At 61.2% G+C, this 21832-nt stretch carries 21 protein-coding genes; 7 read left to right on the forward strand and 14 right to left on the reverse strand.

Translation table 11 applies throughout. The annotated features are described in order from the left end of the window. On the reverse strand, nt 1-261 hold a 261-nt coding region (locus WC026_RS01750), incomplete at its 3' end, for a hypothetical protein (protein WP_372709084.1). Between the two features lie 124 nt (nt 262-385). On the opposite strand from WC026_RS01750, the gene nhaD reads away from it, so the two are divergent. Beyond that, the gene (nhaD, locus tag WC026_RS01755; RefSeq protein WP_372709085.1) at nt 386-1777 is read left to right on the forward strand and encodes a sodium:proton antiporter NhaD; all 1392 of its coding nucleotides are present in this window, start codon (nt 386-388) and stop codon (nt 1775-1777) included. A gap of 260 nt (nt 1778-2037) precedes the next feature. Further along, the gene (locus tag WC026_RS01760; protein ID WP_372709086.1) at nt 2038-2337 is read left to right on the forward strand and encodes a hypothetical protein; all 300 of its coding nucleotides are present in this window, start codon (nt 2038-2040) and stop codon (nt 2335-2337) included. Between the two features lie 118 nt (nt 2338-2455). On the opposite strand, the gene WC026_RS01765 is transcribed toward WC026_RS01760, so the two are convergent. Beyond that, on the reverse strand, nt 2456-2809 hold the full coding sequence (locus WC026_RS01765; RefSeq protein ID WP_372709087.1) for a YbaN family protein: 354 nt from the start codon (nt 2807-2809) through the stop codon (nt 2456-2458). Nucleotides 2810-3195: 386 nt separating this feature from the next. Here WC026_RS01765 and WC026_RS01770 point away from each other — a divergent pair, with 386 nt between their 5' ends. From WC026_RS01770 to WC026_RS01780, 3 genes are read left to right on the forward strand one after another with little or no spacing between them, the layout of a single operon-like run. Next, complete coding sequence (locus tag WC026_RS01770; protein WP_372709088.1) at nt 3196-3441, forward strand: hypothetical protein; 246 nt, start codon at nt 3196-3198, stop codon at nt 3439-3441. Beyond that, nucleotides 3431-4249, forward strand: a complete 819-nt coding sequence (locus WC026_RS01775) for an HWE histidine kinase domain-containing protein (RefSeq protein WP_372709089.1) — start codon at nt 3431-3433, stop codon at nt 4247-4249. The genes WC026_RS01770 and WC026_RS01775 overlap by 11 nt, the downstream gene beginning before the upstream one ends. After that, the gene (locus WC026_RS01780; RefSeq protein WP_372709090.1) at nt 4246-4680 is read left to right on the forward strand and encodes a GNAT family N-acetyltransferase; all 435 of its coding nucleotides are present in this window, start codon (nt 4246-4248) and stop codon (nt 4678-4680) included. The genes WC026_RS01775 and WC026_RS01780 overlap by 4 nt, the downstream gene beginning before the upstream one ends. Nucleotides 4681-4790: 110 nt before the next feature. Here the strand turns inward: WC026_RS01780 and WC026_RS01785 are convergent, their stop codons facing one another. The 4 genes from WC026_RS01785 to WC026_RS01800 all read right to left on the reverse strand — a co-directional run bounded on the left by WC026_RS01785 (nt 4791) and on the right by WC026_RS01800 (nt 8232). Then, nucleotides 4791-5933, reverse strand: a complete 1143-nt coding sequence (locus WC026_RS01785) for an L-lactate dehydrogenase (RefSeq protein WP_372709216.1) — start codon at nt 5931-5933, stop codon at nt 4791-4793. A 47-nt stretch (nt 5934-5980) separates the two neighbouring features. Next, the gene (locus tag WC026_RS01790; protein WP_372709091.1) at nt 5981-6358 is read right to left on the reverse strand and encodes a cyclophilin-like fold protein; all 378 of its coding nucleotides are present in this window, start codon (nt 6356-6358) and stop codon (nt 5981-5983) included. A 265-nt stretch (nt 6359-6623) separates the two neighbouring features. Continuing rightward, on the reverse strand, nt 6624-7868 hold the full coding sequence (locus WC026_RS01795) for a beta-ketoacyl synthase (protein ID WP_372709092.1): 1245 nt from the start codon (nt 7866-7868) through the stop codon (nt 6624-6626). Nucleotides 7869-7962: 94 nt separating this feature from the next. Next, nucleotides 7963-8232, reverse strand: a complete 270-nt coding sequence (locus tag WC026_RS01800) for an acyl carrier protein (RefSeq protein WP_013215797.1) — start codon at nt 8230-8232, stop codon at nt 7963-7965. A 317-nt stretch (nt 8233-8549) separates the two neighbouring features. On the opposite strand from WC026_RS01800, the gene WC026_RS01805 reads away from it, so the two are divergent. After that, nucleotides 8550-10262 (forward strand): long-chain fatty acid--CoA ligase, encoded by a 1713-nt coding sequence (locus WC026_RS01805; protein WP_372709093.1) that lies wholly within the window; start codon nt 8550-8552, stop codon nt 10260-10262. 587 nt (nt 10263-10849) lie between these two features. Here the strand turns inward: WC026_RS01805 and cysS are convergent. Continuing rightward, nucleotides 10850-12478 carry a cysteine--tRNA ligase gene (gene cysS, locus WC026_RS01810; protein ID WP_372709094.1) on the reverse strand — a complete coding sequence of 543 codons (1629 nt, stop codon included), beginning with the start codon at nt 12476-12478 and terminating at the stop codon, nt 10850-10852. Between the two features lie 287 nt (nt 12479-12765). Here cysS and WC026_RS01815 point away from each other — a divergent pair, with 287 nt between their 5' ends. After that, entirely contained in the window at nt 12766-13986 is a 1221-nt protein-coding gene (locus WC026_RS01815; RefSeq protein WP_372709095.1) for a DUF2865 domain-containing protein, read from the forward strand. A 30-nt stretch (nt 13987-14016) separates the two neighbouring features. On the opposite strand, the gene gltX is transcribed toward WC026_RS01815, so the two are convergent. The 7 genes from gltX to gor form a co-directional block, all read right to left on the reverse strand. Then, a complete protein-coding gene (gltX, locus tag WC026_RS01820; protein ID WP_372709096.1) occupies nt 14017-15387 on the reverse strand; it encodes a glutamate--tRNA ligase in 1371 nt (456 codons plus the stop codon). A gap of 67 nt (nt 15388-15454) precedes the next feature. Then, complete coding sequence (locus WC026_RS01825) at nt 15455-17188, reverse strand: NAD+ synthase (RefSeq protein WP_372709097.1); 1734 nt, start codon at nt 17186-17188, stop codon at nt 15455-15457. Between the two features lie 97 nt (nt 17189-17285). After that, nucleotides 17286-17699, reverse strand: a complete 414-nt coding sequence (locus WC026_RS01830) for a universal stress protein (RefSeq protein WP_372709098.1) — start codon at nt 17697-17699, stop codon at nt 17286-17288. A gap of 174 nt (nt 17700-17873) precedes the next feature. Next, complete coding sequence (locus WC026_RS01835; RefSeq protein WP_372709099.1) at nt 17874-18035, reverse strand: hypothetical protein; 162 nt, start codon at nt 18033-18035, stop codon at nt 17874-17876. Between the two features lie 90 nt (nt 18036-18125). Then, nucleotides 18126-19529: a class II 3-deoxy-7-phosphoheptulonate synthase gene (locus WC026_RS01840; RefSeq protein ID WP_372709100.1), complete on the reverse strand. Its 1404-nt coding sequence runs from the start codon at nt 19527-19529 to the stop codon at nt 18126-18128. A gap of 107 nt (nt 19530-19636) precedes the next feature. Next, on the reverse strand, nt 19637-20392 hold the full coding sequence (locus tag WC026_RS01845) for an SDR family NAD(P)-dependent oxidoreductase (RefSeq protein WP_372709101.1): 756 nt from the start codon (nt 20390-20392) through the stop codon (nt 19637-19639). Between the two features lie 55 nt (nt 20393-20447). Beyond that, a complete protein-coding gene (gor, locus tag WC026_RS01850; protein ID WP_372709102.1) occupies nt 20448-21827 on the reverse strand; it encodes a glutathione-disulfide reductase in 1380 nt (459 codons plus the stop codon). Nucleotides 21828-21832: the final 5 nt, after the last annotated feature.

The raw sequence follows: 21832 nt of genomic DNA on the forward strand, positions 1-21832 counted from the left end.
ACCGCGCAGCAATAAGGCTCCATAAGCAAGAAGGCCCCCGATATCGGGGGCCTTCTTGCTGGCGTCGGTGCTGCACTTTTGCTCCGGAAATCTGCTGCACATTCTCTCCGGCGTTGACAGAGGCAGGTTGATCACTGCGCTGCGCCCACCGGATATACGGTGCTCCCTCACCTCGATATTGTCGATCGCGCTTGTTGTACCGAAATTGCGCTTGAATGCAATTAACGGCGCTGTTCGTGTCGCGCTCAGCGTGTTTCGCAATCGGCGTTCTTCAGTGTACGATCTTCTGCGCTTCCCCGTCGCGGCGTCATTCGCGCCGCAATGTCACAGCGCGGCACGGATTGCCCGTTTGGAGTCTTCGTTCAGATCATAGCAAGGAGAAAAGATGAGTGGCATTTGCAGCAGGCTGTGGCTTTCGCTTGCCCTCGTCTTAACATTCTCGCTTGCTTCATCGGCGCACGCGCTGGAAACCGTACCAAAAATCGACTTGACACGGCATCCTGTCGGTTTTCTGGCGCTGGCCATTTTCTTCATCGCTTACGGACTAGTGGCCGTCGAAAAGGCCATTCAACTGCGCAAATCGAAGCCCGTCATGCTGGCCGCGGGCCTCATCTGGGCGCTTCTCGGCGTCGTCTATGCGATGCACGGAGAAAGCGACGTGCTGGAAGCCGCCGCCAAGCACGTGATCCTGGATTACGGCGAGCTGATGCTGTTTCTCGTCGTGGCGATCACCTACGTCAACACCATGCAGGAGCGCCGCGTTTTCGACGCGCTGCGCGGCAAGCTCGTCAACATGAACCTCTCATACCGGCAGCTTTTCTGGCTTGTCGGAGGGCTGGCGTTTCTTTTCGGCCCGATCATCGACAATCTCACCACGGCCCTCGTCATGGGTGCGGTCGTTGTCGCGGTCGGAGTCGGTAATTACCAGTTCATCGTGATGGGCTGCATCATCATCGTGGTGGCCGCCAACGCCGGCGGCGTGTTCTCGCCCTTCGGGGACATCACGTCCCTCATGGTCTGGCAGAAAGGCAAGCTCACCTTTTTTGAGTTTTTCTATCTCTTCCTGCCGTCGCTCGTGAACTTTCTCGTTCCGGCAACGCTGATGCATTTCGGTGTACCGAAAGGCGCGCCGGAACCCTGGGGCGATGCGAAGCGGATGAAGCCCGGCGGTATCGTTGTGATTTGGCTGTTTCTTGCGACGCTCGCGACGGCCGTGTCGTTCAAGAGTTTCCTCGGCCTGCCGCCGGCGCTCGGGATGATGCTCGGCCTCGGATACCTGCAGATGTACAGCTATTTCCTGCAACGCATCGCACGGAGCCGCAACGACAAGGATTTCGGATTCGACTCGCTGCGCGAGATGCGGCACGTCGAATGGGATACCCTGCTCTTTTTCTTCGGCATCATTTTCGCCGTCGCCGGGCTTGGCGTCGCGGGATATCTCGCGGTGCTATCCAATTATCTCTATGGTTACCTCGGCGCGACATCAGCCAATATCGCGATCGGATTGCTGGGAGCGGCGTTCGACAATATTCCGCTGATGTTTGCGGTACTCACCATGAATCCCGACATGTCGAATGGCCAGTGGATGCTCGTCACGCTGAGCGCGGGCGTTGGCGGCAGTCTCGTATCCATTGGGTCGGCGGCAGGCGTGGTGCTGATGGGTTTAGTGCGCAACCACTACACGTTTCTCAATCACCTTCGATGGGCGTGGGCGATCGCATTGGGATTCGTGGCGAGCATCGCTACGCATTTATGGCTCAACGCCGCGCTCCTGTAGGCTGGTTTCGTGAGACGGCTGTCATCGCCGTGACAGCCGGCCTCGCGCTCGCTCAGCCGCAGATACGCCCGGATTTATGAACAGAGGATGGCCTTCGAAGAAACTGAATCGCAAATTTGAATCTCGTTTTCATATTAATGAATGCTCAATTCCGATCCGCATTGGCAAATTGTCCTGTCCGCCGCAGGAATATTCGCTAACATCGCGACACGGGTCAGGGACGCTTGGGGGAGGACGCTTAAATCCAGGAGCTCACGACCATGAAAAAGATGATTATCGCGACGGCCTTCTGCGCGCTTCTCTCTGGTGCGGCTCTCACACCCGCACTTGCCGACGACCAACCGGCCAACGATCCTGCCCGCCACCGCATGGGCGACGACGGCAAGCTTCCCGCAACAAACAGCGCGACGACGCGCGTTCCTGAAATGGGCGCCAGCACCGGTGAAAGCAGCGGCACGGCGGGCTCGCATCGCATGGGTGACGAGGGCACGCTTCCCGCGACGGGCAATGTCGGCACGCGCGTTCCCGATCAGGGCGCAGACACTCAAAACCCCAAATAACGATCTCAATACAGTTTTAGATCGATTTGAAACGCGCAACTGGCGGCATCGCGCGCCGGTTGCGCACCTGTCCGTCACGAGCACGCATCACAGTGCCCGCAAGTGGCTGCGCGATCGATTACGACGGCCTGGAGAAAACGTAGGCGAGGCCGGTCAGCATCAACACGGCAACGGCCATCGCGGGCATGGCTGACGGCTGCGTGCCGACCCAGAACAGCACATAGCCCAGCGCGCATCCGATAACCGCGACCGTTTTGGCGCGCCGTGGAATGGCGCCACGTTCGCGCCAGTCGCGGAGCATCGGCCCGAAGACTCGATGCGATAGCAACCACGCTTCAAGGCGCGGCGACGATCGCGCGAAGCAGGCTGCCGCGAGAATGATAAAGGGGGTCGTCGGTAAAACCGGCAGGAACGCGCCGGCAACGCCCAACGTGACGAAGAACAGTCCGGCTGAGGCGAATAGAATGCGCAACGGGCGAAGAGCTTTCGTTTGCTTGAGCTAATTCGGAAGTTCGAACCCGGCAAGGCGGATCTTCCCCCAACCCGCCAGTTATTGAACGATTGTCGGTTATTCTCTAAAGGCTATATCGCAAGGACAATCCCAGGCGTGGCGATAAATTGTCCATTTCCCCTACCGCGTCAGCGCCGTTTTTCAAACCCGACGAGATGTCCGCTAATTACCTCTTTATCTCTCCGTGACGGACGGCGGCGGTCAGGCATTAGGCTGATAGCCAGCTAGAGTTCGCGCAAAGCAGCTCTGCGCATAATAAGCAGCCGGTCAAGAAATTATTGAGACCCTCTAGAGGCTGCGCTATTCTTATAGTCTGCGTCATGCGGGGGGTGGTTGGAGTTTCGCTCGTGGAACATGCTGCTGGAGTCTACAAGCACGTCATTTTCCCCGATGGTATTGGTGATGAATCCTCGCCCCTAACCGAAATTCAAAAAGCGATGCTTGATGTGACACCTGATTGCATCAAGCTCTTATCGCCCGACGGCAGGCTGCTGAATATGAACAGAGCCGGCTGCATTGCACTCGGCATATCGGAAGGCACCTGCTTTGGCATGCCGTGGTTACCCCCTGTTACCGGAAGCCGTGCACGATGACGGAGACGATGCTCTTAAAAAAGCTGCGCAAGGATATGCTGCGCGTTTTATGGGAGAAAGCCGCACGCCTGAGGGGATTCGATATTGGGACAATTTGCTTACACCGATTATTGATGGGTCTGGCCTTGTCAGGGTGATCCTCTGCGTTTCTCGCGACGTAACGGAAAAAACGCGGACCGATAGGGAATTACAGAATGCACTCGAGCGGGAGCAATTGCTTTCTCAGGAAGTCCAGCATCGTATCAAGAACGCATTCGCGGTTATGTCCGGCCTGATCTTTATATCAGAGAGAGAAGCCGCCAGTGCCGGCGCTCCGGAAACTACGACGTCGATATTGCGTGAAAAGGTCAACGCACTGGCCCGTGCGTCCGATGTCGCTTTTTCGCCGACGGTCATCCGCAATGTGACTACCGATAGCGTTGAAGCCGCTCCGGTCATCGTCTCTGTCCTGCGCCCGTATGGCGATCAATGCCGCATCAGCGGCGACGCCATCACGATCGCGTTCAAGAATATGACGACGGTCGCCCTCTTTCTGCACGAACTGGCAACCAACTCAGTGAAGTACGGAAGCCTCTGTTCAGCGAACGGTCATGTCGCCGTGAGCTGGGCGCTCATCGCCGACGGTTTCCGTCTGACATGGCGTGAAGTCGGCGGCCCGCCCGTTGGGGCATTGCCTAAAAGGGAAGGGTTCGGCAGTGAAATGCTCGATCGGATCGTTCAGTCGGCGGGCGGCATGATCGACCGACGCTGGCTTAGTGAAGGGCTCGTCGCAGAATTGCATTTGCCTACTACGACAGGCTCGGCATGACAGCCGTACTCGCTGGCGGCGCCGGAGCAAGCATCCGTTATGAGAAGACCAGCGGCCTCGATCCGGATACCTTCATCCGCGTTCTCGAAAGCTCAGGCCTTGCCGAGCGGCGTCCGGCCGACGACCGCGACCGCATCGCGCGGATGCTCACTGGGTCGAACCTCATCATCGTCGCGCGCGATGGAGGCACCGTCGTCGGCGTTGCACGATCCGTGACGGACTTTGCCTATTGCTGCTATCTTTCCGATCTCGCCGTCGACCGCGCCTACCAGGGTCGCGGCATCGGCCGGCAATTGATCGAGGAAACGCGCCGCGCCGCCGGGCCGGAAGCGATGTGCCTGCTCCTGTCGGCGCCGAATGCGGTCAGCTTCTACGAGACAATTGAGATGCCGGGCCAGCCGCGCGCGTTCATGTTTCCGCGCGAACGCTAGACCCTTTCCGATTTTGGTGGAACCGCGGAAAGGCTCTAGCACTTTGTTTTGTCGTGCTTCTTACCGGAAAACCGGTTTCCACTTTTCCGGAAGCACTCTAGCGGCTTTCATCACTCCAAATCGACGAGAGACGATCGACCGATGTCGGCAATCCTGCGGATGCCGGCGAGCGCCATCGTCACGTCGAGTTCCTTGGCAATGATCTCGATGGCCTTGCGTGCGCCCTCTTCGCCGGCCGCGCAAACGCCGTAGAGGTAAGCGCGACCGAGTAGACAGCCTCGCGCTCCGAGCGCCAGCGCGCGAAACACATCCTGCCCGGAGCGGACGCCGCCGTCGAACAGGATTTCCGTTTCCGATCCGACCGCGTCGGCGATGCGCGGCAGCATGGCGATCGATGAGACCGCGCCGTCGAGCTGGCGGCCGCCATGGTTCGAAACGACGATGGCGTCGGCGCCTGCCTTCACCGCCGCGCGCGCATCGTCGACATCGAGGATGCCCTTGATAATGAGCTTGCCCGGCCACCGCTCCCTGATCCACGCGACGTCGTCCCACGACAGCGCCTGATCGAACTGGCTGTTGATCCAGTCCATATAGGACGTCAGATTTGCCGTTCCCGCGATGCGTCCTTCGACATTGCCGAACGTCTTGCGCTTGCCGAAAAGCACACCCGCGATCCAGCGCGGCTTGGAAAGAACATGCGCGATCGTTTGCAGCCGGATGCGCGGCGGAACGGTCATGCCGTTATGGACATCGCGATGACGCTGTCCGAGAACCTGAAGATCGGCGGTCAAAACAAGCGCGCTGCACTTGGCTGCCTCGGCGCGCGCGATCAGATCGGCGATGAAGCCGCGATCCTTCATGAAGTAGAGCTGAAACCAGAACGGCTTCTCGACCGCACCGGCGACGTCCTCGATCGAGCAGATCGACAGTGTACTGAGCGTATAGGAAATGCCCGCTTTCTCGGCCGCGCGCGCGGCTGCGATCTCGCCATCGCGATGCGCCATTCCCGTCAAGCCGACCGGCCCTAGCGCGAGAGGTAGCGGCTGCGTGACGCCGAGCAGCGATTGCGAAAGGTCGCGGTCCGATGCGCCGCGCAGGATGCGCTGGCGAATTTTAATCCTGGAGAGGTCGTCGCGATTGGCGCGTAGCGTCTGTTCGGAATAGGAGCCGGATTCGTAATAGTCCATGAACTCGCGCGGCACCTTGCGGTGGGCGATGCGGCGCAAATCCTCGATGCAGGCGACGGACTTCAATGTCACGCGGCGCATCCATTCATTGCGGGCGCCGATGGTGCTCTGCCTCAGCCATCTTCTTGAATGGAAATCGCAACGCCGGCGTGGACCGACTTGAGCTGGCGGACATCGTCCAGCGCCTTGGCCCAGACGTTACACGGTCCGGCGAGGCGGATTTCTCCACGCGTTCGCGAAAGGGGCGTCGGTCCGAAGCCGATCGCGATCGCGTCCCCGTCGGGCCAGAATGCGATGTCGCCCGGTTTGACGACGACGCGAGCATCGGGCTCGGCGGCGGATGAGACCGGCGCGTCGAAATAGACTTCCTCGCCCCAGGTCCGGGCCGCGGCTTCAATCGGCAGTGCGGCCCAAATTCTTTCCGCGGTTGGCGTGTCGAGCAATTTCGCGCGAATTGCGACACCTCCGGCCCGGATCACGATCTTTCGCATACGCCTCAACCCCTTAAGGCCTGCGCGACCGGGACGAGACGCGGCCGCAAGGGACCAGCTTCTCATTGCAGCGCGAAGTCTTCAAGGGTTTCAGGCGCGAACCGCAAACAAATTTGGCGCAGACACGGCGGAGCACACATGCGAACGCTCACGACGATGCTGTCGCTCCGTCGCGGCCACATCTCAAAGTGGATTCATGTTCTAAGATTGTCTGTCCCGGCGGCGTTTACCTCGCCGGGACGTTCTGCCGAACCGAAGATTTTTCTCAGGCTGGCGGCGGGCCGAACACCAGCACCGCATTGAGGCCGCCGAACGCGAACGAGTTCGACATCGTGTAGGTGACCTTTTTGTCGCGACCGACATTCGGGATGTAGTCGAGGTCGCAACCGTCTCCCGGCTCGTCGAGACCGATCGTTGGAGGCACCCAGTCTTCCTGCATCGCCTTGATGCAGGCGACCGCCTCGATGCCGCCGCCGGCGCCGAGCGGGTGCCCGTGCATGGACTTGGTCGAGGAGATCGGAAGCTTGTAGGCGTAATCGCCGAAGACGTTCTTGATCGCCTTGGTCTCGTTGATGTCGTTGTCCATCGTGGCGGTGCCGTGAGCGTTCAGGTAGTCGATCTGCTCCGGCTTCAGCCCGGCGTCCTTGAGTGCGTCCTGCATGGCGACGCTCGGACCTTCAACAGTCGGCTTCACCATGTCCTGGCTGTCGGAGGCCATGCCGTATCCGCAGAGCTCGGCAAGGATCGTCGCGCCGCGCGCCTGCGCATGCTCCAGGCTTTCGAGCACGAGAATACCCGCGCCTTCCGCCAGCACCGTTCCGTTGCGCTTCTTAGCGAACGGGAAGCAGCCCTCGGGCGACAGAACGTGCAGCGCCTGCCAAGCCTTCATCGTTCCGTAGTTGATGACGGATTCGGAAGCCCCCGCGATCGCCACGTCCACGACGCCGTCGCGGATGTAGTCGCGCGCGATGCCGATGGCGTGCGTCGCCGTCGAACAGGCCGAGCAGGTCGCGAAAGTCGGACCCTTGACGCCGAACTCGATGCCGACGTGCGCCGCAGCCGACGAACCGATGATGCGCAGCAGCGTCAGCGGATGGGTTGCGCGCTTGTTGAGAATGAAGAGATCGCGGTAGGCGGTTTCAAAGGTCACGAGACCACCGGCGCCCGAACCGATGATGCACGCCGAGCGGTAGGGATCAGATTCCGGCAATTCGAGGCCGGACATGCGCACGGCTTCGTCAGCGGCCGCGGCGGCGAACCAAGAATAGCGGTCGGCGAGCGTGATGATGCGATCGCGCTTGAAATGCTTCAGGCGCTGTTTGGGATCGAAATCCTTGATCTGCGCCGCGATAAGGATCTTGAGATCGTCGAGAGGAAAGCCGCCGAGTGCACTGACGCCGGATTTACCAGCTCTCAATCCGGCCCAGAACTCATCAACCGTCGTACCGATCGGCGTTACGACACCGAAGCCCGTAACGACGACGCGCCGGCCTGCTTTACTCTTCGACATTCATCAGCTCTTTCTCGTGTCACGAGTCAGCGGACGCTCCGGCCACAGCCGGCGTCCGCTTCATCGCATTCGTGGGAAGATCGCCGCAGAAACGTCAAGCTTTTGCGGCGGACGCCTGTTTGGCTGCAATCAATGATTTGACGCGGTCGACGACGGAGCCAACGGTCTTGAAGGCTTCGACTTCCTCGTTGGCATTGTAGGGGATCTCAATACCGAACCCGTCTTCGATGTCGAACACGATCATTGCAAGATCAAGGGATTCGATCTTGAGATCGGTAAGCTGGGTGTCGAGCGAGATGTCGTCGCGCGGCTCCTTCATATGCTTCTTTAGGATATCGATAACCTTCGTCGCGACTTCGTCCATTGGCCTCTCCCACCCTCGCAGACCTCTGCGATGGGCCAGTTTTGCTTGGCATCTACCTAAATCAAGACCACTACATCAGCAAGCGGGGGGGTCACTTATCCTTAAACGTCCGCCAAGTCCAGTCGCCGACGGTCGCGGACCGCCTCCTGCTTGCCTCAGATACCGCTAAACTCCCTGTTTAAATGCCGATTTTCTGCACGATGCGAGAGCGGCGGCGGCTAGCCTTTGCTCAACAAAAGTAGTTCACTCCGGGTTGCGACTCTTAGGCCGGAAACGGCCAAACGCGACTTGTTCAAGCACTGACCGATCGGACGACCATGACGCCCGAAGCAGCCCAACAGCCTGCGTCCCCCTCACCACCCTGGGTTGCCTCGTATCCGCCCGAAATCGACTGGTTCATGCCCATTCCGACGGGACCCGTGCCAGAGCTTCTGGAGCGAGCCGCACGCCGCTTTCCGAAAAATACCGCTATCAGCTTTCTCGGGCGCGAAACAACTTACGCCGAACTCGCCGCCGAGGTCGACCGGGTAACGGCCGGTCTTCAGAAGTCCGGGATCGGGCGCGGCACCAAAGTCGGGCTATTCCTTCCCAACACGCCGACCTTCATCGTTTATTATTACGCAATACTCAAGGCCGGCGGAACGGTTGTTAATTTCAATCCGCTTTATACTCTTGAGGAGCTTACATTCCAGGCGCGGGACAGCGAAACCGAGGTGATGGTGACGCACGACCTCGCCGCGCTTTTCCCAAAGCTCGAAGAGCTCATGGTGCGGGGTGTCGTCGCACGCACCATCGTTGTGCCGTTCCGGAGTGTCCTGCCGCCGCTCAAGGGCCTGCTGTTCTCGATCTTCAAACGCGGCGATATGGCCGACGTCGCGGGGTCGCGCGCGGCGGACAAGGTCATCGACGGGGCGAAGCTCGCCGTCACCAGGGAGCCGCCGGCGCCGGTCGCCATCGACGCCGCTGAGGACGTCGCCGTGCTGCAATACACTGGCGGCACGACCGGCACACCCAAGGGGGCGATGCTGACCCATGCGAACCTCACCGCCAACACGGCTCAGATCATGGCCTGGGGCGTTAACCTGAAGCCCGGCGAGGAAAGCATCCTCGGCGCGCTGCCCCTGTTCCACGTCTTCGCGATGACGGTCGTCATGAACATGGCGATCGAGCTTGCGGCCAAGATCATTCTCATCCCGCGCTTCAAGCTCGTCGAGGCGCTGAAGCTGATCGACCGCGAGAAGCCGACCGTGCTGCCCGCCGTGCCGACCATTCTGACGGCGATGCTGCATTATCCGAAGTTCAAGTCCTACGACGTCTCGTCGTTGCGCTTCTGCCTGTCGGGCGGGGCACCCCTCCCGCTGGAAGTCAAATTCCAGTTCGAGGCGGTCTCGGGATCGAAAGTGGTCGAGGGCTATGGGCTTTCGGAAGCTTCTCCCGTTCTGACCTGTAATCCGGTGCACATGGAGCCGGTCGCGGGCTCGATCGGGCCGCCGCTGCCGGGGACGATCATTTCCCTGCGCGACCTCGACGACCCGACGAAAGAAGTGCCTCAGGGTGAACGCGGCGAGCTTTGCGCCAAGGGTCCGCAGGTGATGAAGGGCTACTGGAAGAAGCCCGAGGAGACGGCGAAGCAGTTCGTCGGCGATTTCCTCAGAACCGGCGACGTCGCGATCATGGACAAGAAAGGCTATTTCTCGATCGTCGACCGGATCAAGGACCTGATCATCTGCTCGGGCTACAACGTCTATCCGCGCCGCATCGAGGATGCGATCTACCAGCATCCGGCAGTCGAGGAAGTGACCGTGATCGGCATTCCGGACGGCTACCGGGGCGAAGCGCCGAAGGCCTTCATCAAATTGAAGACGGGCATGACGGCGACGGCCGCCGACATCCTGAAGCATCTCGAATCCAAGATTTCGAAAATCGAGATGCCGGCGGAAATCGAGTTCCGCGACGCCCTGCCGAAGACGATGATCGGCAAACTGTCGAAGAAGGAGCTTGTCGCCGAAGAGCGGAGCAAGCGGGCGTAGGGTTAGGTTTCAGGGGTTGGGGAATAGGAACGAACACCCATCATAGTCCCGTCATGGCCGCGAAGGCGGCCATCCACGCCGGGTTCTCTTCACACACGCGGGCGGCCTTCTGAATCAGTCGCGCGTCCGGCGCCCTCACCTCGAAATGCTGCCGATCGCTCCGCTGAAATAACGCCAATCAATTACCCCACCCCTAACCCCTCCCCGCAAGGGGGAGGGGAACAACGGCGCGTGTCTCCGCAAATGCCGAAAATAGAGTTAGGGATTGGGGAATAGGAGATGAGTTCCTGAGAATGGGTTTTAGCGAATACGGCTAAAAATCCCTCGTACTTCCGTCATGGCCGCGAAGGCGGCCATCTACGCCGGGTTCGCGTTACGCACATAGGCGGTCCGCTGATCATCAGTCGAAAACCGCGCCTGCGTCGTTACTTTCGCAGTGTATGGCGCTGCTTCCGACCACTCCGCTGACCAGCGCAGATACTCTCCAAATCTGTCGTGGATGGCCGCCTTCGCGGCCATGACGTGTTTTGATATGGATTTTAATCCTAGTCCCAACACCCCTAAAACCTATTCTCTCCCCCTATTCCCTACCTCGAGACTTCCCAGGTCGTTTCGATTTCGCCGGTTTCCTTGTTCTTCGTGTCTTTCAGCGAAATGCCCATCTTCGCGAGCTCGTCGCGGATGCGGTCCGACTCCGCAAAGTCCTTGCGCTTGCGCGCGTCGAGGCGGGCATCCACGAGCCTTTTTACACGCGTCTCCGTGGGCTCCTTATCTTCGCCACCGGCAAAATTAATTTGGACGGTGTCCGTCTCTATACGCACGACAACGCCGTGGCTCAATGCGTCTCGGCGATACGTCTCGGCAACAGAAATCGCACCATTCGCTGAGTAATTCTTAAAATGTACGAGAGAGGCGTGCGACTTCTTATAATCAGCCTCCCTATCTTCTGGTATGTAGCTTGCAATCACATCTGTAAAATACTGTGGCTTATCGAGATCTTTAAGTCCGAGAAAGCCTGCTGCTGAAGCAAAAATCTTAGCTGCTTCGCGGTTTGTGCGAGACGCAGACGCTATTTCATGCAGGCGAGCAATCGCAAAAGGAGTGTTTAGGTCGTCTTCTAAGGCTGCAACAAAGGTCGTATCGACTAAATCACGGTCTGGCGTTTCGTAGTATTTTTCAACACCATTGTCAGACACGATGTGTGCCCAGTTCCATAGTTCATGCCGACTTCGCTCTAGCTCTTTTCGTTGCCAGTCAATAGGCTGACGATAATGCGTACGGAGCATATTGAGCCGCAGAACTGTTCCATGGAACTGGCCAAGCAGCTCGTTGATCGTGACGAAGTTGCCGAGGGACTTCGACATCTTCTCGCCTTCGACCTGCAGGAAGCCGTTGTGCATCCAGACGTTGGCCATCGCGGCCGTGCCGTGCGCGCAACGCGACTGCGCGATCTCGTTCTCGTGGTGCGGGAACGTCAGGTCGATGCCGCCGCCGTGAATGTCGAACTCGGGTCCGAGCAAAGCGCCCGCCATCGCCGAGCATTCGATGTGCCATCCAGGACGGCCGAGCGTCGCGATTCCGCACGGGCTCGACCACGCCGGCTCGCCGGGTTTTGACGGCTTCCAGAGCACGAAATCCATCGGACCTTTTTTGTACGGCGCGACCTCGACGCGGGCGCCGGCTTCCATCTCGTCGAGCGAGCGGTTCGAAAGGCGGCCGTAATCCGGCATCGACGCAACGTCGAACAGCACGTGATCTTCCGCGACGTAGGCGTTGCCGCGCTGAACAAGCGTTTCAATCAGCGACACCATCGTCTCGCGGCCATCGTCGCGGCGGATGTATTCGGTGGCGCGCGGCTCGAACGTCGGCGGCAGAACGCCGAGCGCTGCGATGTCCTCGTGAAACTGCTTTTCTGTTGCCTCGGTGACTTTGCGGATGGCGTCGTTCAGGGGCAGATCCGGATAGTCGCGCGCCGCACGCGCGTTGATCTTGTCGTCGACGTCGGTGATGTTGCGGACGTAGGTGACGTGCTCCGGACCGTAGACGTGGCGCAGCAGGCGGAACAGCACGTCGAAGACGATGACCGGACGGGCGTTGCCGATGTGGGCGTAGTCGTAGACGGTCGGGCCGCACACGTACATGCGCACGTTCTTGGGGTCGATCGGCTCGAATTCAGCCTTCTGGCGTGTCAACGTGTTGTAGAGCTTCAGAGCCAAGTTCTAACCTCGTCCGTCTTGTTCATCTGCGTCAGACCGCGCCGGGCGATCCGGCGCGAAGTATGGCACAGGCGGTGGCGTGGGGATAACTTCCGCCCAGCGCCTTAGCGATTTGCCCGCGCTGCCGTCAAGGTTCTGAATGCGTTTGGAAAAATCGTGCGGTCGCAATTGCTCCGCATTGACCGGGTAGCAAATCGGCGTTTAAGGCTTCAAAACTGCGCCTTATCCTGAGATTAGACCCCATCAGCAATGCGCAGATTCGATTAACGCAGGTTCGAGAGGCTGGCGTGAGCCGAGCGGAATTCATCAGAAGTGTTGCCCGCCGTCTTACGCTGACGCTTGCGGCGCTGGCGCTCGTGTCCGTCGCCGTTCCAGGCCCGGCTTCGGCGCAGGGATGGTGGCCATTCGGTGGCGGCGACGAGGAACGTCCCGAGCGCCCGCCGATGCCGCGCGAGCCGGTCTACCGCCAGCCCGACGCGGTTCCGGCGCCCATGCCGCAGGACGCGCCGCCGCCGATGGCTCCGCCTGCTCCTGGCGCCCCACGTTCGCCGTCGAGCCTGGCTCCGGCTCCCGCGCCCTCCGCCGGAAACTGGCCGCAAAAAAATCCGATCTGCTTCCAGCTCGAACAGCGTCTGGTGCAAGAGGGCCAGAAGAACGGTCAGTCGCGCGACGCACTGCCGGGCATCGAAAACGAAATCCGCGCTTTGGAGCGCGCCGTCGACAGCGGCAAGGCCCAGCTCGATCGCGGCTGCTATGAATATTTCCTATTCACAAAGTCGCTGCGCAACACGCCCCAGTGCAAAGATCTCTCGCGGCAAGTCGATGCGTCGAAGCGGAAACTCTCCGACCTCGATGCGCGGCGGCAGGACATACTCGGCTCCTCGGGCCATTCCTATCAGGACGACATCATCCGGGAACTCGCCCGCAACAACTGCGGCGCCAACTATGTCGACATGGCGCGCCGGCGCAGCGACGGCATGTGGGAGGACGAGGAATCGAGCGGCGGCACCACGTGGTCGCCGCGCGCTTCGAACGGTGCGCAAACGTTCCGGACGGTCTGCGTGCGCCTCTGCGACGGCTATTATTTTCCGATGAGCTTCTCGACGCTGCCCAGCCATTTCCCGCAGGACGCCGATGCGTGCTCGTCGAAGTGCGCGGCTCCGGCGGAGCTTTATTATTATGCCAACCCTGGCGGCACGATCGAGCAGGCCGTCGCGCTCAGAACGCAGGAAGCCTACAACAAACTCAAATTCGCGTTCCGCTATCGCAAGGAAGTCGTCAAGGGCTGCTCGTGCAAGGTGGCGGAGTACGTCCCGGCGGATGGGTCCACTCCGAAGAAAGCCGAGATCGCGCCCGGCCAATCGCCAGCGCAGCCGCGCGCGAGCGGCGCTTCAGGATACGATGCACGTGCGATGGCGGCCCAATCGGCAGCAGCGGCGGCACCTACCCCGGCCCCTACCCCGGCCCCTACCGACGGCGGCGGATGGCAGACGGAATCGCAACGCTAGTCGAGCATCCGCTTCCGTCGATATCTCTGACTAGGCGCGCTTGCCCTCGAGGCGGGCCAATGCGCGGTCGCGCCCAATCAACGGCAGGAGTGATTTAAGCTCGGGCCCGGACTCCCGTCCCGTCAGTGCAAGCCGCAGCGGATGAAACAGAGCGCGGCCCTTGGCGCCGGTCCGCGATTTGACGGCGGCCGTCCACTCCGACCATGTGTTCTCGCTCCATGGCTCGGCCGGCAAAGCGTCGGCGGCGGCAACCGTCATCTTCGAATCTTCGATGACCGGTTCGATGTCTCCGGCGACGACATCCCACCACAGCCGCGCGTCGCTCAGCACTTCGAGGTTGCCGCGAACGGCATTCCAGAACGTTTCGCCGCCCGTGACGCCAAGCTCGTGAAGACGTTCGGCGACATCGCCGTAGTCGAGCATGTGCAGCAGCTTGCCGTTCAGCGTCTTCAGCTCGGCGACATCGAAGCGGCCGGGTGCTGTTGAAATCTTGTCGAAGTCGAGCTTTTCGGCGAGGGCGTCGCGCGAGGCGAGCGGCTCGATGGCGTCAGATGTTCCGACGAGCGCCGCGTGGCTCAGGACCGCCATCGGTTCCAGTCCGAGATCGCGGAAGCTCTGCACCGACAGTGCGCCGAGGCGCTTCGACAGTGCCTGACCATCTGCGCCGATGAGCAGCGAGTGATGCCCGAAGGCGGGCGGCGTCGCGCCCGCCGCTTCGAACAGAGCCAGCTGCACGCCCGTATTCGTCACGTGATCCTCACCGCGCACGATATGCGTGATGCCGAAGTCGATGTCATCGATGACGCTGGTCAGGGTGTAGAGGTACGTTCCATCCTCGCGGATCAGAACCGGATCGGATAGCGAGCCGAGATCGACCGTCTGGTCGCCGCGGATCAAATCGTTCCAGGAGACGAGCGTCGGCTGCGGCGCGAGCCCGGTTCCATCCGCCGTATTGGGAAGGCGAAAGCGCCAATGCGGCTTGCGGCCTTCGGCGATTTTTTCGGCGACCTCTTTTTCGGACAGCTTCAACGCGGCACGGTCGTAAATCGGTGGCCGGTGCATCGCGAGCTGACGCTTGCGCCGCCGGTCGAGTTCTTCCTCCGTCTCGAAGGCGGGATAGAGCACGCCGCTGGCCTTGAACGCCGAAGCCATCGAGTCATAGCGCGCGGTCCGGTCCTGCTGGCGGGCGTCCCCGTCCCAGGTCAGCCCGAGCCATTCGAGATCGTCGCGGATCGCGGCAGCGAACTCATCCGTCGAGCGGGCGATATCCGTGTCGTCGAGGCGGAGCAGAAAGTGCCCACCGTGCTTCCTGGCATAGAGCCAGTTGAGCGCCGCCGTTCGGATGTTGCCGATGTGCAGGCGGCCTGTAGGGCTCGGGGCGAAGCGGACGCGCGGTTTCATGCGATGGTCTCAGGTTTGAATGCGCTGCACCCTACCGGCCGGTCATCGGATGGCAAGGGCGGGCTGATTATTTCGCGACTTTTCGTTTGTCCGGAGCGGCGGCTTTTGCCGTGGCTTCGTCCGGAGCCGTCGTTTCCGATGGGAGTTTCACCGGCGGGATGTCCTCGCGGAAGCGGTTGGTGATCGGATAGCGGCGGTCGCGGCCGAAATTGCGCGAGGAAATCTTGACGCCGGGCGCAGCCTGGCGGCGCTTGTATTCGGCGAGATAGAGCAGACGCTCGACCTTCTTGACGGTTTCAGGCGCATGGCCGCGCGCGACCACGGCCGCGACCGACATTTCCTTTTCGACGAGGCTGACGAGGATGTCGTCGAGCGCATCATAAGGCGGCAGCGAGTCCTGGTCCGTCTGGTTGGCCCGCAACTCGGCGGTCGGCGCCTTGCTCAGGATGCGCTCCGGCACGACATCGGCCAGAGGGCCGAGGGCGCCATCGGGCCGGTGTTCGTTGCGCCAGCGAGACAACGCATAAACCTCGGTCTTGTAGAGATCCTTGATCGGGTTGAAGCCGCCGTTCATGTCGCCATAGAGCGTCGCGTAGCCGACGGACATTTCGCTCTTGTTGCCGGTCGTGACGAGCATCGCGCCGAACTTGTTCGAGATCGCCATCAGAATCGTACCGCGCACGCGGCTCTGGAGGTTTTCCTCCGTGGTATCGGAGTTCGTGCCCGCGAACAGATCCTTGAGGCCCCAGGTCAACCCGGCGACGGCCGGTTCGATCGAGACCTTGTCGTAGCGAATGCCGAGCGCCTTGGCGCACTGCGCCGCGTCTTCCAGGCTGTCATCGGACGTGAATTTCGAGGGCAGCATGACGGCGTGGACGCGGTCTGGACCGAGAGCATCGACAGCGATCGCAGCAACGAGCGCGGAATCGATGCCGCCGGAGAGCCCCAGCACGACGCCCGGAAAGCGGTTCTTGTCGACGTAGTCCCTGAGCCCCAAGACGCAGGCGTCATAGGCTGCGGCCGAGCCTTCGGCGAGTTTCGCCACTTCGCCGGACTTGCATTTCCATCCCGATGACGTGTGCTGCCATTCCGTCACCACGAGTGCTTCGCGCCAGGCAGGAAGCTGCACGGCGAGGCTACGATCGCCATTCAAAACGAACGAGGCGCCGTCGAAGACGAGTTCGTCCTGGCCGCCGATCTGATTGAGATATGCGAGCGGCAAGCCGCTTTCGGTCACGCGCGCCACGGCGATGTTCATGCGCGTATCGGGCTTGTGCCAGTCGAAGGGCGAGCCGTTCGGCGCAATGATGATCTCCGCGCCCGTCTCGGCCAGCGTCTCGACGGCTTCCGGCGTCCAGATGTCCTCGCAGATCGGAACGCCGATGCGAACGCCGCGCACGTTCAGCGGACCCGGCATGGGGCCTGCCTCGAAGACGCGCTTTTCGTCGAAGACGCCGTAGTTCGGAAGCTCGACTTTCACTGTAACGGCTTCGATGCGGCCGCGATCGAGCAGCGCGACGGCGTTGTAGACTTTGCCGTCCTTGCGCCAGATCGTGCCCATCAAAATGGCGGGGCCTTCCGCACACTCCATCGCGAGGCGTTCAAGCTCGGCGCGGGTCGCGTCCTGGAACGCGGGTTTCAAGACGAGGTCTTCGGGCGGATACCCGTTCAGAAAAAGCTCGGGAAAGACGACGACATCAGCGCCGAGCGCCATCGCTTCCGTATGCGCCTTCGCGGCGCGGCGGCCGTTGCCAGCGAGATCTCCAACGGTCGCGTTGAGCTGGGCGAGGGCAATACGCATGCGGCAGCCGGATCCTCAATAAAGGGTCGGCGCGCCATCACTCCAGGGGCGCGCCGATATCCGTCTTATGCCGCTTCAAGGCAAGTGTTGTCACGCCTTAACGCGCGATGATGACCGTACAGTGCGCGCGGGCAGCGATGTCGGCCGCGACCGACCCGAGAACCAGACGCGATAGCCCGTGCTTGTCACCTGTCCCGGTGATGATGATGTCACAGTCCTCTTGCTCAGCATACGCCACCACTCCGGCTGCCGCCTCGCGGCTGCGCAGGTAGGCCGTCGCAACGTCCTTGGCGCCTTCAGCGGCTGCGGTCTTTGCCGCCACATCGAGTGCCTGCTGAATTTCGCGATCTTCCTTGAGGTACATCGCGCCGCTGCGGGCGCCGCCGATCATCACGTTGACCGAAGCAATCGTCAATTTAGAGCCAAGCTTATTCGCCAGCTCGGCCGCAAACTTAACGGCCTTGTCGGAATGGGATGTACCATCGACAGCACAGAGTATTTTATGAACCATGATTTCCTCACTGGTATGACCGCGGAGAACGTTATGGAGTGCTGAACCGGACGCCATTGTCCTAAGTCAATGGGCGGCATTTCGTTTTACTTTGCGGAATGGCATTTTACTAGCTGGAAAAAATGCTCCGCGCACCGCATATCGCTCCGTGATGCGGAAATGAGAAACGAGCGGTTAATCCTCGTCGTCATCGCAGGGCACGGGAAATTCGACATCGGGCTCCCAGCATATTCCCGAAGGATGCACTTGCTGCACAACGGCCCGCTTCATCTCCATTGCAGTGGCGACCGTGGCGGTGATGAAAATTGCGACCGCCATGACGAGACGACTAACCATGTCTGCGCTCCGAGGTCGGCGACATGTGTGCACCGCACCAAAGACAAATGCATCGCCGGCCGGATCTTTAAGCGGCCGGCGACGCTCGCCTCAAGCGATCAGCGTCCGGGGTTCAAGCCGGGCATCGGCCGCGCGCTCTTTCTTCAATTGCTCGGCGACCAGGAACGCAAGCTCCAGCGCCTGATCGGCATTCAGCCGCGGGTCGCAATGCGTGTGGTAGCGGTCGGACAAATCCTGTTCGGAAATCGCCGTCGCGCCGCCCGTGCACTCCGTCACGTTCTGGCCCGTCATTTCGACGTGGATGCCGCCGGCATGCGAGCCTTCGGCGCGATGGACTTCGAAGAACGACAGGCTTTCCTTGAGGATGCGATCGAAGGGCCGCGTCTTGTAGCCGTTGACAGCCGAGATCGTGTTGCCGTGCATCGGATCGCATGACCAGAGCACGGTGCGTCCGGCCTTCTTCACGGCGCGGATGAGCTTCGGCAGATGCGCTTCGACCTTGTCGTATCCAAAGCGGCAGATCAGCGTCAACCGGCCCGGCTCATCCTTGGGATTGAGAAGATCGATCAGCCGCAACAGGCCGTCGGGCTCGAGCGAGGGACCGCATTTCAGCCCGATCGGGTTCTTGATGCCGCGGCAGTACTCGATGTGCGCGTGATCCGGCTGGCGCGTCCGGTCACCGATCCAGATCATATGGCCGCTCGTGGCGTACCAGTCGCCGCTGGTCGAATCCTTGCGCGTCAGCGCCTGCTCGTAGCCGAGCAGCAAGGCTTCGTGGCTGGTGTAGAAATTCGTCGCGCGGAGCTGCGGGGTGTTGTCCGACGTGATGCCGCACGCGCGCATGAACTGCAGCGTTTCGGCGATGTGGTCGGCTAGCTCCTGATAGCGATGGCCCTGGGGGCTGTCCTTGACGAAGCCCATGTTCCACTGATGCACGCGTTCGAGGTCGGCATAGCCGCCGGTCGCGAATGCACGAATGAGGTTGAGCGTCGCCGCCGACTGGCGGTACGCCTCGAGCTGGCGGACCGGATCGGGAATGCGCGCCGCCGCCGTGAACTCGGTGCCGTTGACGATGTCGCCGCGATAGCTCGGAAGCTCGCTGCCGTTCTTCTTCTCGGTCGGGGCCGAGCGCGGCTTGGCAAACTGCCCGGCGATGCGCCCGACCTTCGTCACCGGTTCGCCGCCGGCATAGGTCAGCACGACCGACATCTGCAGGAAGACGCGGAAGAAATCACGAATGTTGTCGGCGCGGTGTTCGGCGAAACTCTCGGCGCAGTCGCCGCCCTGGAGGAGGAAACCGCGACCCAACGCGATCGAGGCGAGCTGCTTTTTGAGGTCGCGCGCCTCGCCCGCGAAAACCAGCGGCGGGAAGGTTGCGAGCCGGGCTTCGACATCCTGAAGCGCCTTGGCGTCCGGATAATCGGGAACCTGCTGGACCGGCTTGGTGCGCCAGCTATCGGGGGACCATTTTTCAGACTGTGTGGCAGATGCCATCTTGAACTCCTGGCGAGCGATCGGTGCCGTACCTTGCGGCCGGCCGACCCATGCGCTCCGTGTCGCTTTATCTGGGCTTATACGCCAGCGACGCTCAGCCGGGCAAGCTAAAGCCCGGCCGCCATTCCGCCGTCGACGAACAATTCCGCGCCCGTGCAATATAGGCTGTCGTCGGAGGCAAAAAAGACTGCTGCGCCAACGAGGTCTTCCGGCTGTCCGAGCCGCCCCATCGGGGTCTTGTCGACCAGCGCCTGCTTGATGGGCGGCATCTTCAGCAGACGGTTCGTGATCGCCGTCTCGATGTAGCCCGGCGCGATCGAATTCACACGGATGTTGAAGGATGCGTATTCGACCGCGAGGCCCTTGGTCAACGCCGTTACCGCGCCCTTCGTCGCCGTGTAGGCCGCGAGCGGCCGCAGCCCGCGATGCGCCATGATCGACGAAATATTGATGATCGACGCGTTCTGGCCCTTGCGCAGCAAAGGCAACGCGTCGCGGCTGAGGCGCAAAACGCCGTCGACGTTCACTTCGCGCAGCTTAACCCAATCGGCATCCGATAGCTGACGCACCTCGCTCCTGACGAGAATGCCGGCGTTGTTGACCAGGATATCCGCGCGGGCATGCGCCACATCGACGTTGCGGACGAGCGCCGTCAGGTCCTGTCCCTTCGAGACGTCGACGGCCATCGCGGTCGCTACGCCGCCCTTGTCCTTGATGTCGCGAACGGTTTCCTCGGCGCTCTCGCCGTTGATGTCGGTGACCCAGACATGCGCGCCTTCGGCTGCAAACCGCATCGAGATCGCCCGGCCGATGCCGATGCCTGCTCCGGTAACGATCGCGATTTTTCCGCTGAGACGTGTCATGTCGCCCTCTCTGCCTTGGCTCGAGGTGAACCCTTAGATTTCTGTCGGGCTTCGATCAACCGGCGGCTTCGCCCGGAGCCACCCATTTTTCGCGCAAGGTCACAAGTTCTTCCGCGGCGGATGGATGCAGCGCCATCGTTTGATCGAAGTCGGCCTTCGTCGCGCCCATGCGGATGGAGATCGCCGCCATTTGCGCGATCTCGGCCGCTTCAGGTCCGAGCAAATGGACGCCGACGACCCGGTCGCTCGCCGCTTCAACGACGAGTTTCATCAACATCCGCTCGTCCCGGCCCGCGATGATCGACTTCATCGGCCGGAAGCTGCCCTTGTACACGTCGATGGCGCCGTATTGCGCGAGGGCTTCGTGTTCCGAGAAACCGACGGTTCCGATCTCGGGCGTCGCGAAGACGGCGGTGGGAATCATCGTGTAGTCGGCGGACCATGACTTGCCGCCGAACACGGTGTCGGCGAAGGCGTGCCCTTCGCGAATGGCGACGGGGGTGAGATTGACGCGGTTCGTCACGTCGCCCACTGCGTAGATAGAGGGCACCGTCGTTTGCGATCCCGCGTCGACGACGATAGCGCCCTGCCCGTCGAGCTTGACGCCCGCGGCTTCGAGGCCCAGCCCGGTGGAACTGGGTGAGCGGCCGATTGCGAACATGATCGCGTCGGCGTGGAGAATTTCGCCATCCGTCAGATGACCGGCGAGCGCCCCACCCGAGGCCTCGATTTTCGTAAAGACCTTGCCGGTGACGATGCGGACGCCGCGCCGGATCATCGCCGCCGTCAGGCCGTCGCGCAGATCCTCATCGAACCCGCGCAGGATTTTCTCGCCGCGATAAACGAGCGTGACGTCGGCGCCGAGGCCGTTGAAGATCGAAGCGAACTCGACCGCGATATAGCCGCCGCCCGCAATGACCACCCGGCGCGGCATCTCCTTCAGATCGAAGGCTTCGTTGGAGGTGATGACATGATCGATGCCGGGCAAGTTCCGATCGACATTCGGACCGCCGCCTGTCGCGATCAGGATATATTTGGCGGAGATTTTTCGCCCAGATGCGAGCACGATCTCGTTCGGGCCGCCAACCGTCGCGCGTTCGGCAAAAACCTCGACGTTGAATTTCGCGAGCGTGGCGCGATAGGCCGCCTCGAGACGGGCGATCTCCTTGTCCTTGGCCGCGATCAGCGAAGGCCAATCGAATTTCGGTTCTGAAAACGACCAGCCGAAGCCAGCGGCGTTTTCAAATTCGTCGGAGAAACGGCTGGCATAGACGAGGATTTTTTTCGGCACGCACCCGCGAATGACGCAGGTGCCACCAATGCGATATTCTTCAGCGATGGCGACGCGTGCGCCATAGCTCGCGGCGATCCGTGCTGCCCGGACGCCGCCGGAGCCTGCGCCGATGACAAAAAGATCGTACTCGAATTCCTGCATGAACC

It is taken from the genome of Hyphomicrobium sp. (assembly GCF_041674905.1).
GTDB lineage: Bacteria > Pseudomonadota > Alphaproteobacteria > Rhizobiales > Hyphomicrobiaceae > Hyphomicrobium_B.

Bases quoted from the DNA above. Each gene is read 5' to 3' on its own strand.
- gltX (WP_372709096.1), bottom strand. From the start codon at position 15,387: ATGAAACCGCGCGTCCGCTTCGCCCCGAGCCCTACAGGCCGCCTGCAC.
- WC026_RS01805 (WP_372709093.1), top strand. From the start codon at position 8,550: ATGACGCCCGAAGCAGCCCAACAGCCTGCGTCCCCCTCACCACCCTGG.
- nhaD (WP_372709085.1), top strand. From the start codon at position 386: ATGAGTGGCATTTGCAGCAGGCTGTGGCTTTCGCTTGCCCTCGTCTTA.
- WC026_RS01845 (WP_372709101.1), bottom strand. From the start codon at position 20,392: ATGACACGTCTCAGCGGAAAAATCGCGATCGTTACCGGAGCAGGCATC.
- WC026_RS01840 (WP_372709100.1), bottom strand. From the start codon at position 19,529: ATGGCATCTGCCACACAGTCTGAAAAATGGTCCCCCGATAGCTGGCGC.
- WC026_RS01780 (WP_372709090.1), top strand. From the start codon at position 4,246: ATGACAGCCGTACTCGCTGGCGGCGCCGGAGCAAGCATCCGTTATGAG.
- WC026_RS01825 (WP_372709097.1), bottom strand. From the start codon at position 17,188: ATGCGTATTGCCCTCGCCCAGCTCAACGCGACCGTTGGAGATCTCGCT.
- WC026_RS01790 (WP_372709091.1), bottom strand. From the start codon at position 6,358: ATGCGAAAGATCGTGATCCGGGCCGGAGGTGTCGCAATTCGCGCGAAA.
- WC026_RS01800 (WP_013215797.1), bottom strand. From the start codon at position 8,232: ATGGACGAAGTCGCGACGAAGGTTATCGATATCCTAAAGAAGCATATG.
- WC026_RS01835 (WP_372709099.1), bottom strand. From the start codon at position 18,035: ATGGTTAGTCGTCTCGTCATGGCGGTCGCAATTTTCATCACCGCCACG.
- WC026_RS01795 (WP_372709092.1), bottom strand. From the start codon at position 7,868: ATGTCGAAGAGTAAAGCAGGCCGGCGCGTCGTCGTTACGGGCTTCGGT.
- WC026_RS01830 (WP_372709098.1), bottom strand. From the start codon at position 17,699: ATGGTTCATAAAATACTCTGTGCTGTCGATGGTACATCCCATTCCGAC.
- WC026_RS01760 (WP_372709086.1), top strand. From the start codon at position 2,038: ATGAAAAAGATGATTATCGCGACGGCCTTCTGCGCGCTTCTCTCTGGT.
- gor (WP_372709102.1), bottom strand. From the start codon at position 21,827: ATGCAGGAATTCGAGTACGATCTTTTTGTCATCGGCGCAGGCTCCGGC.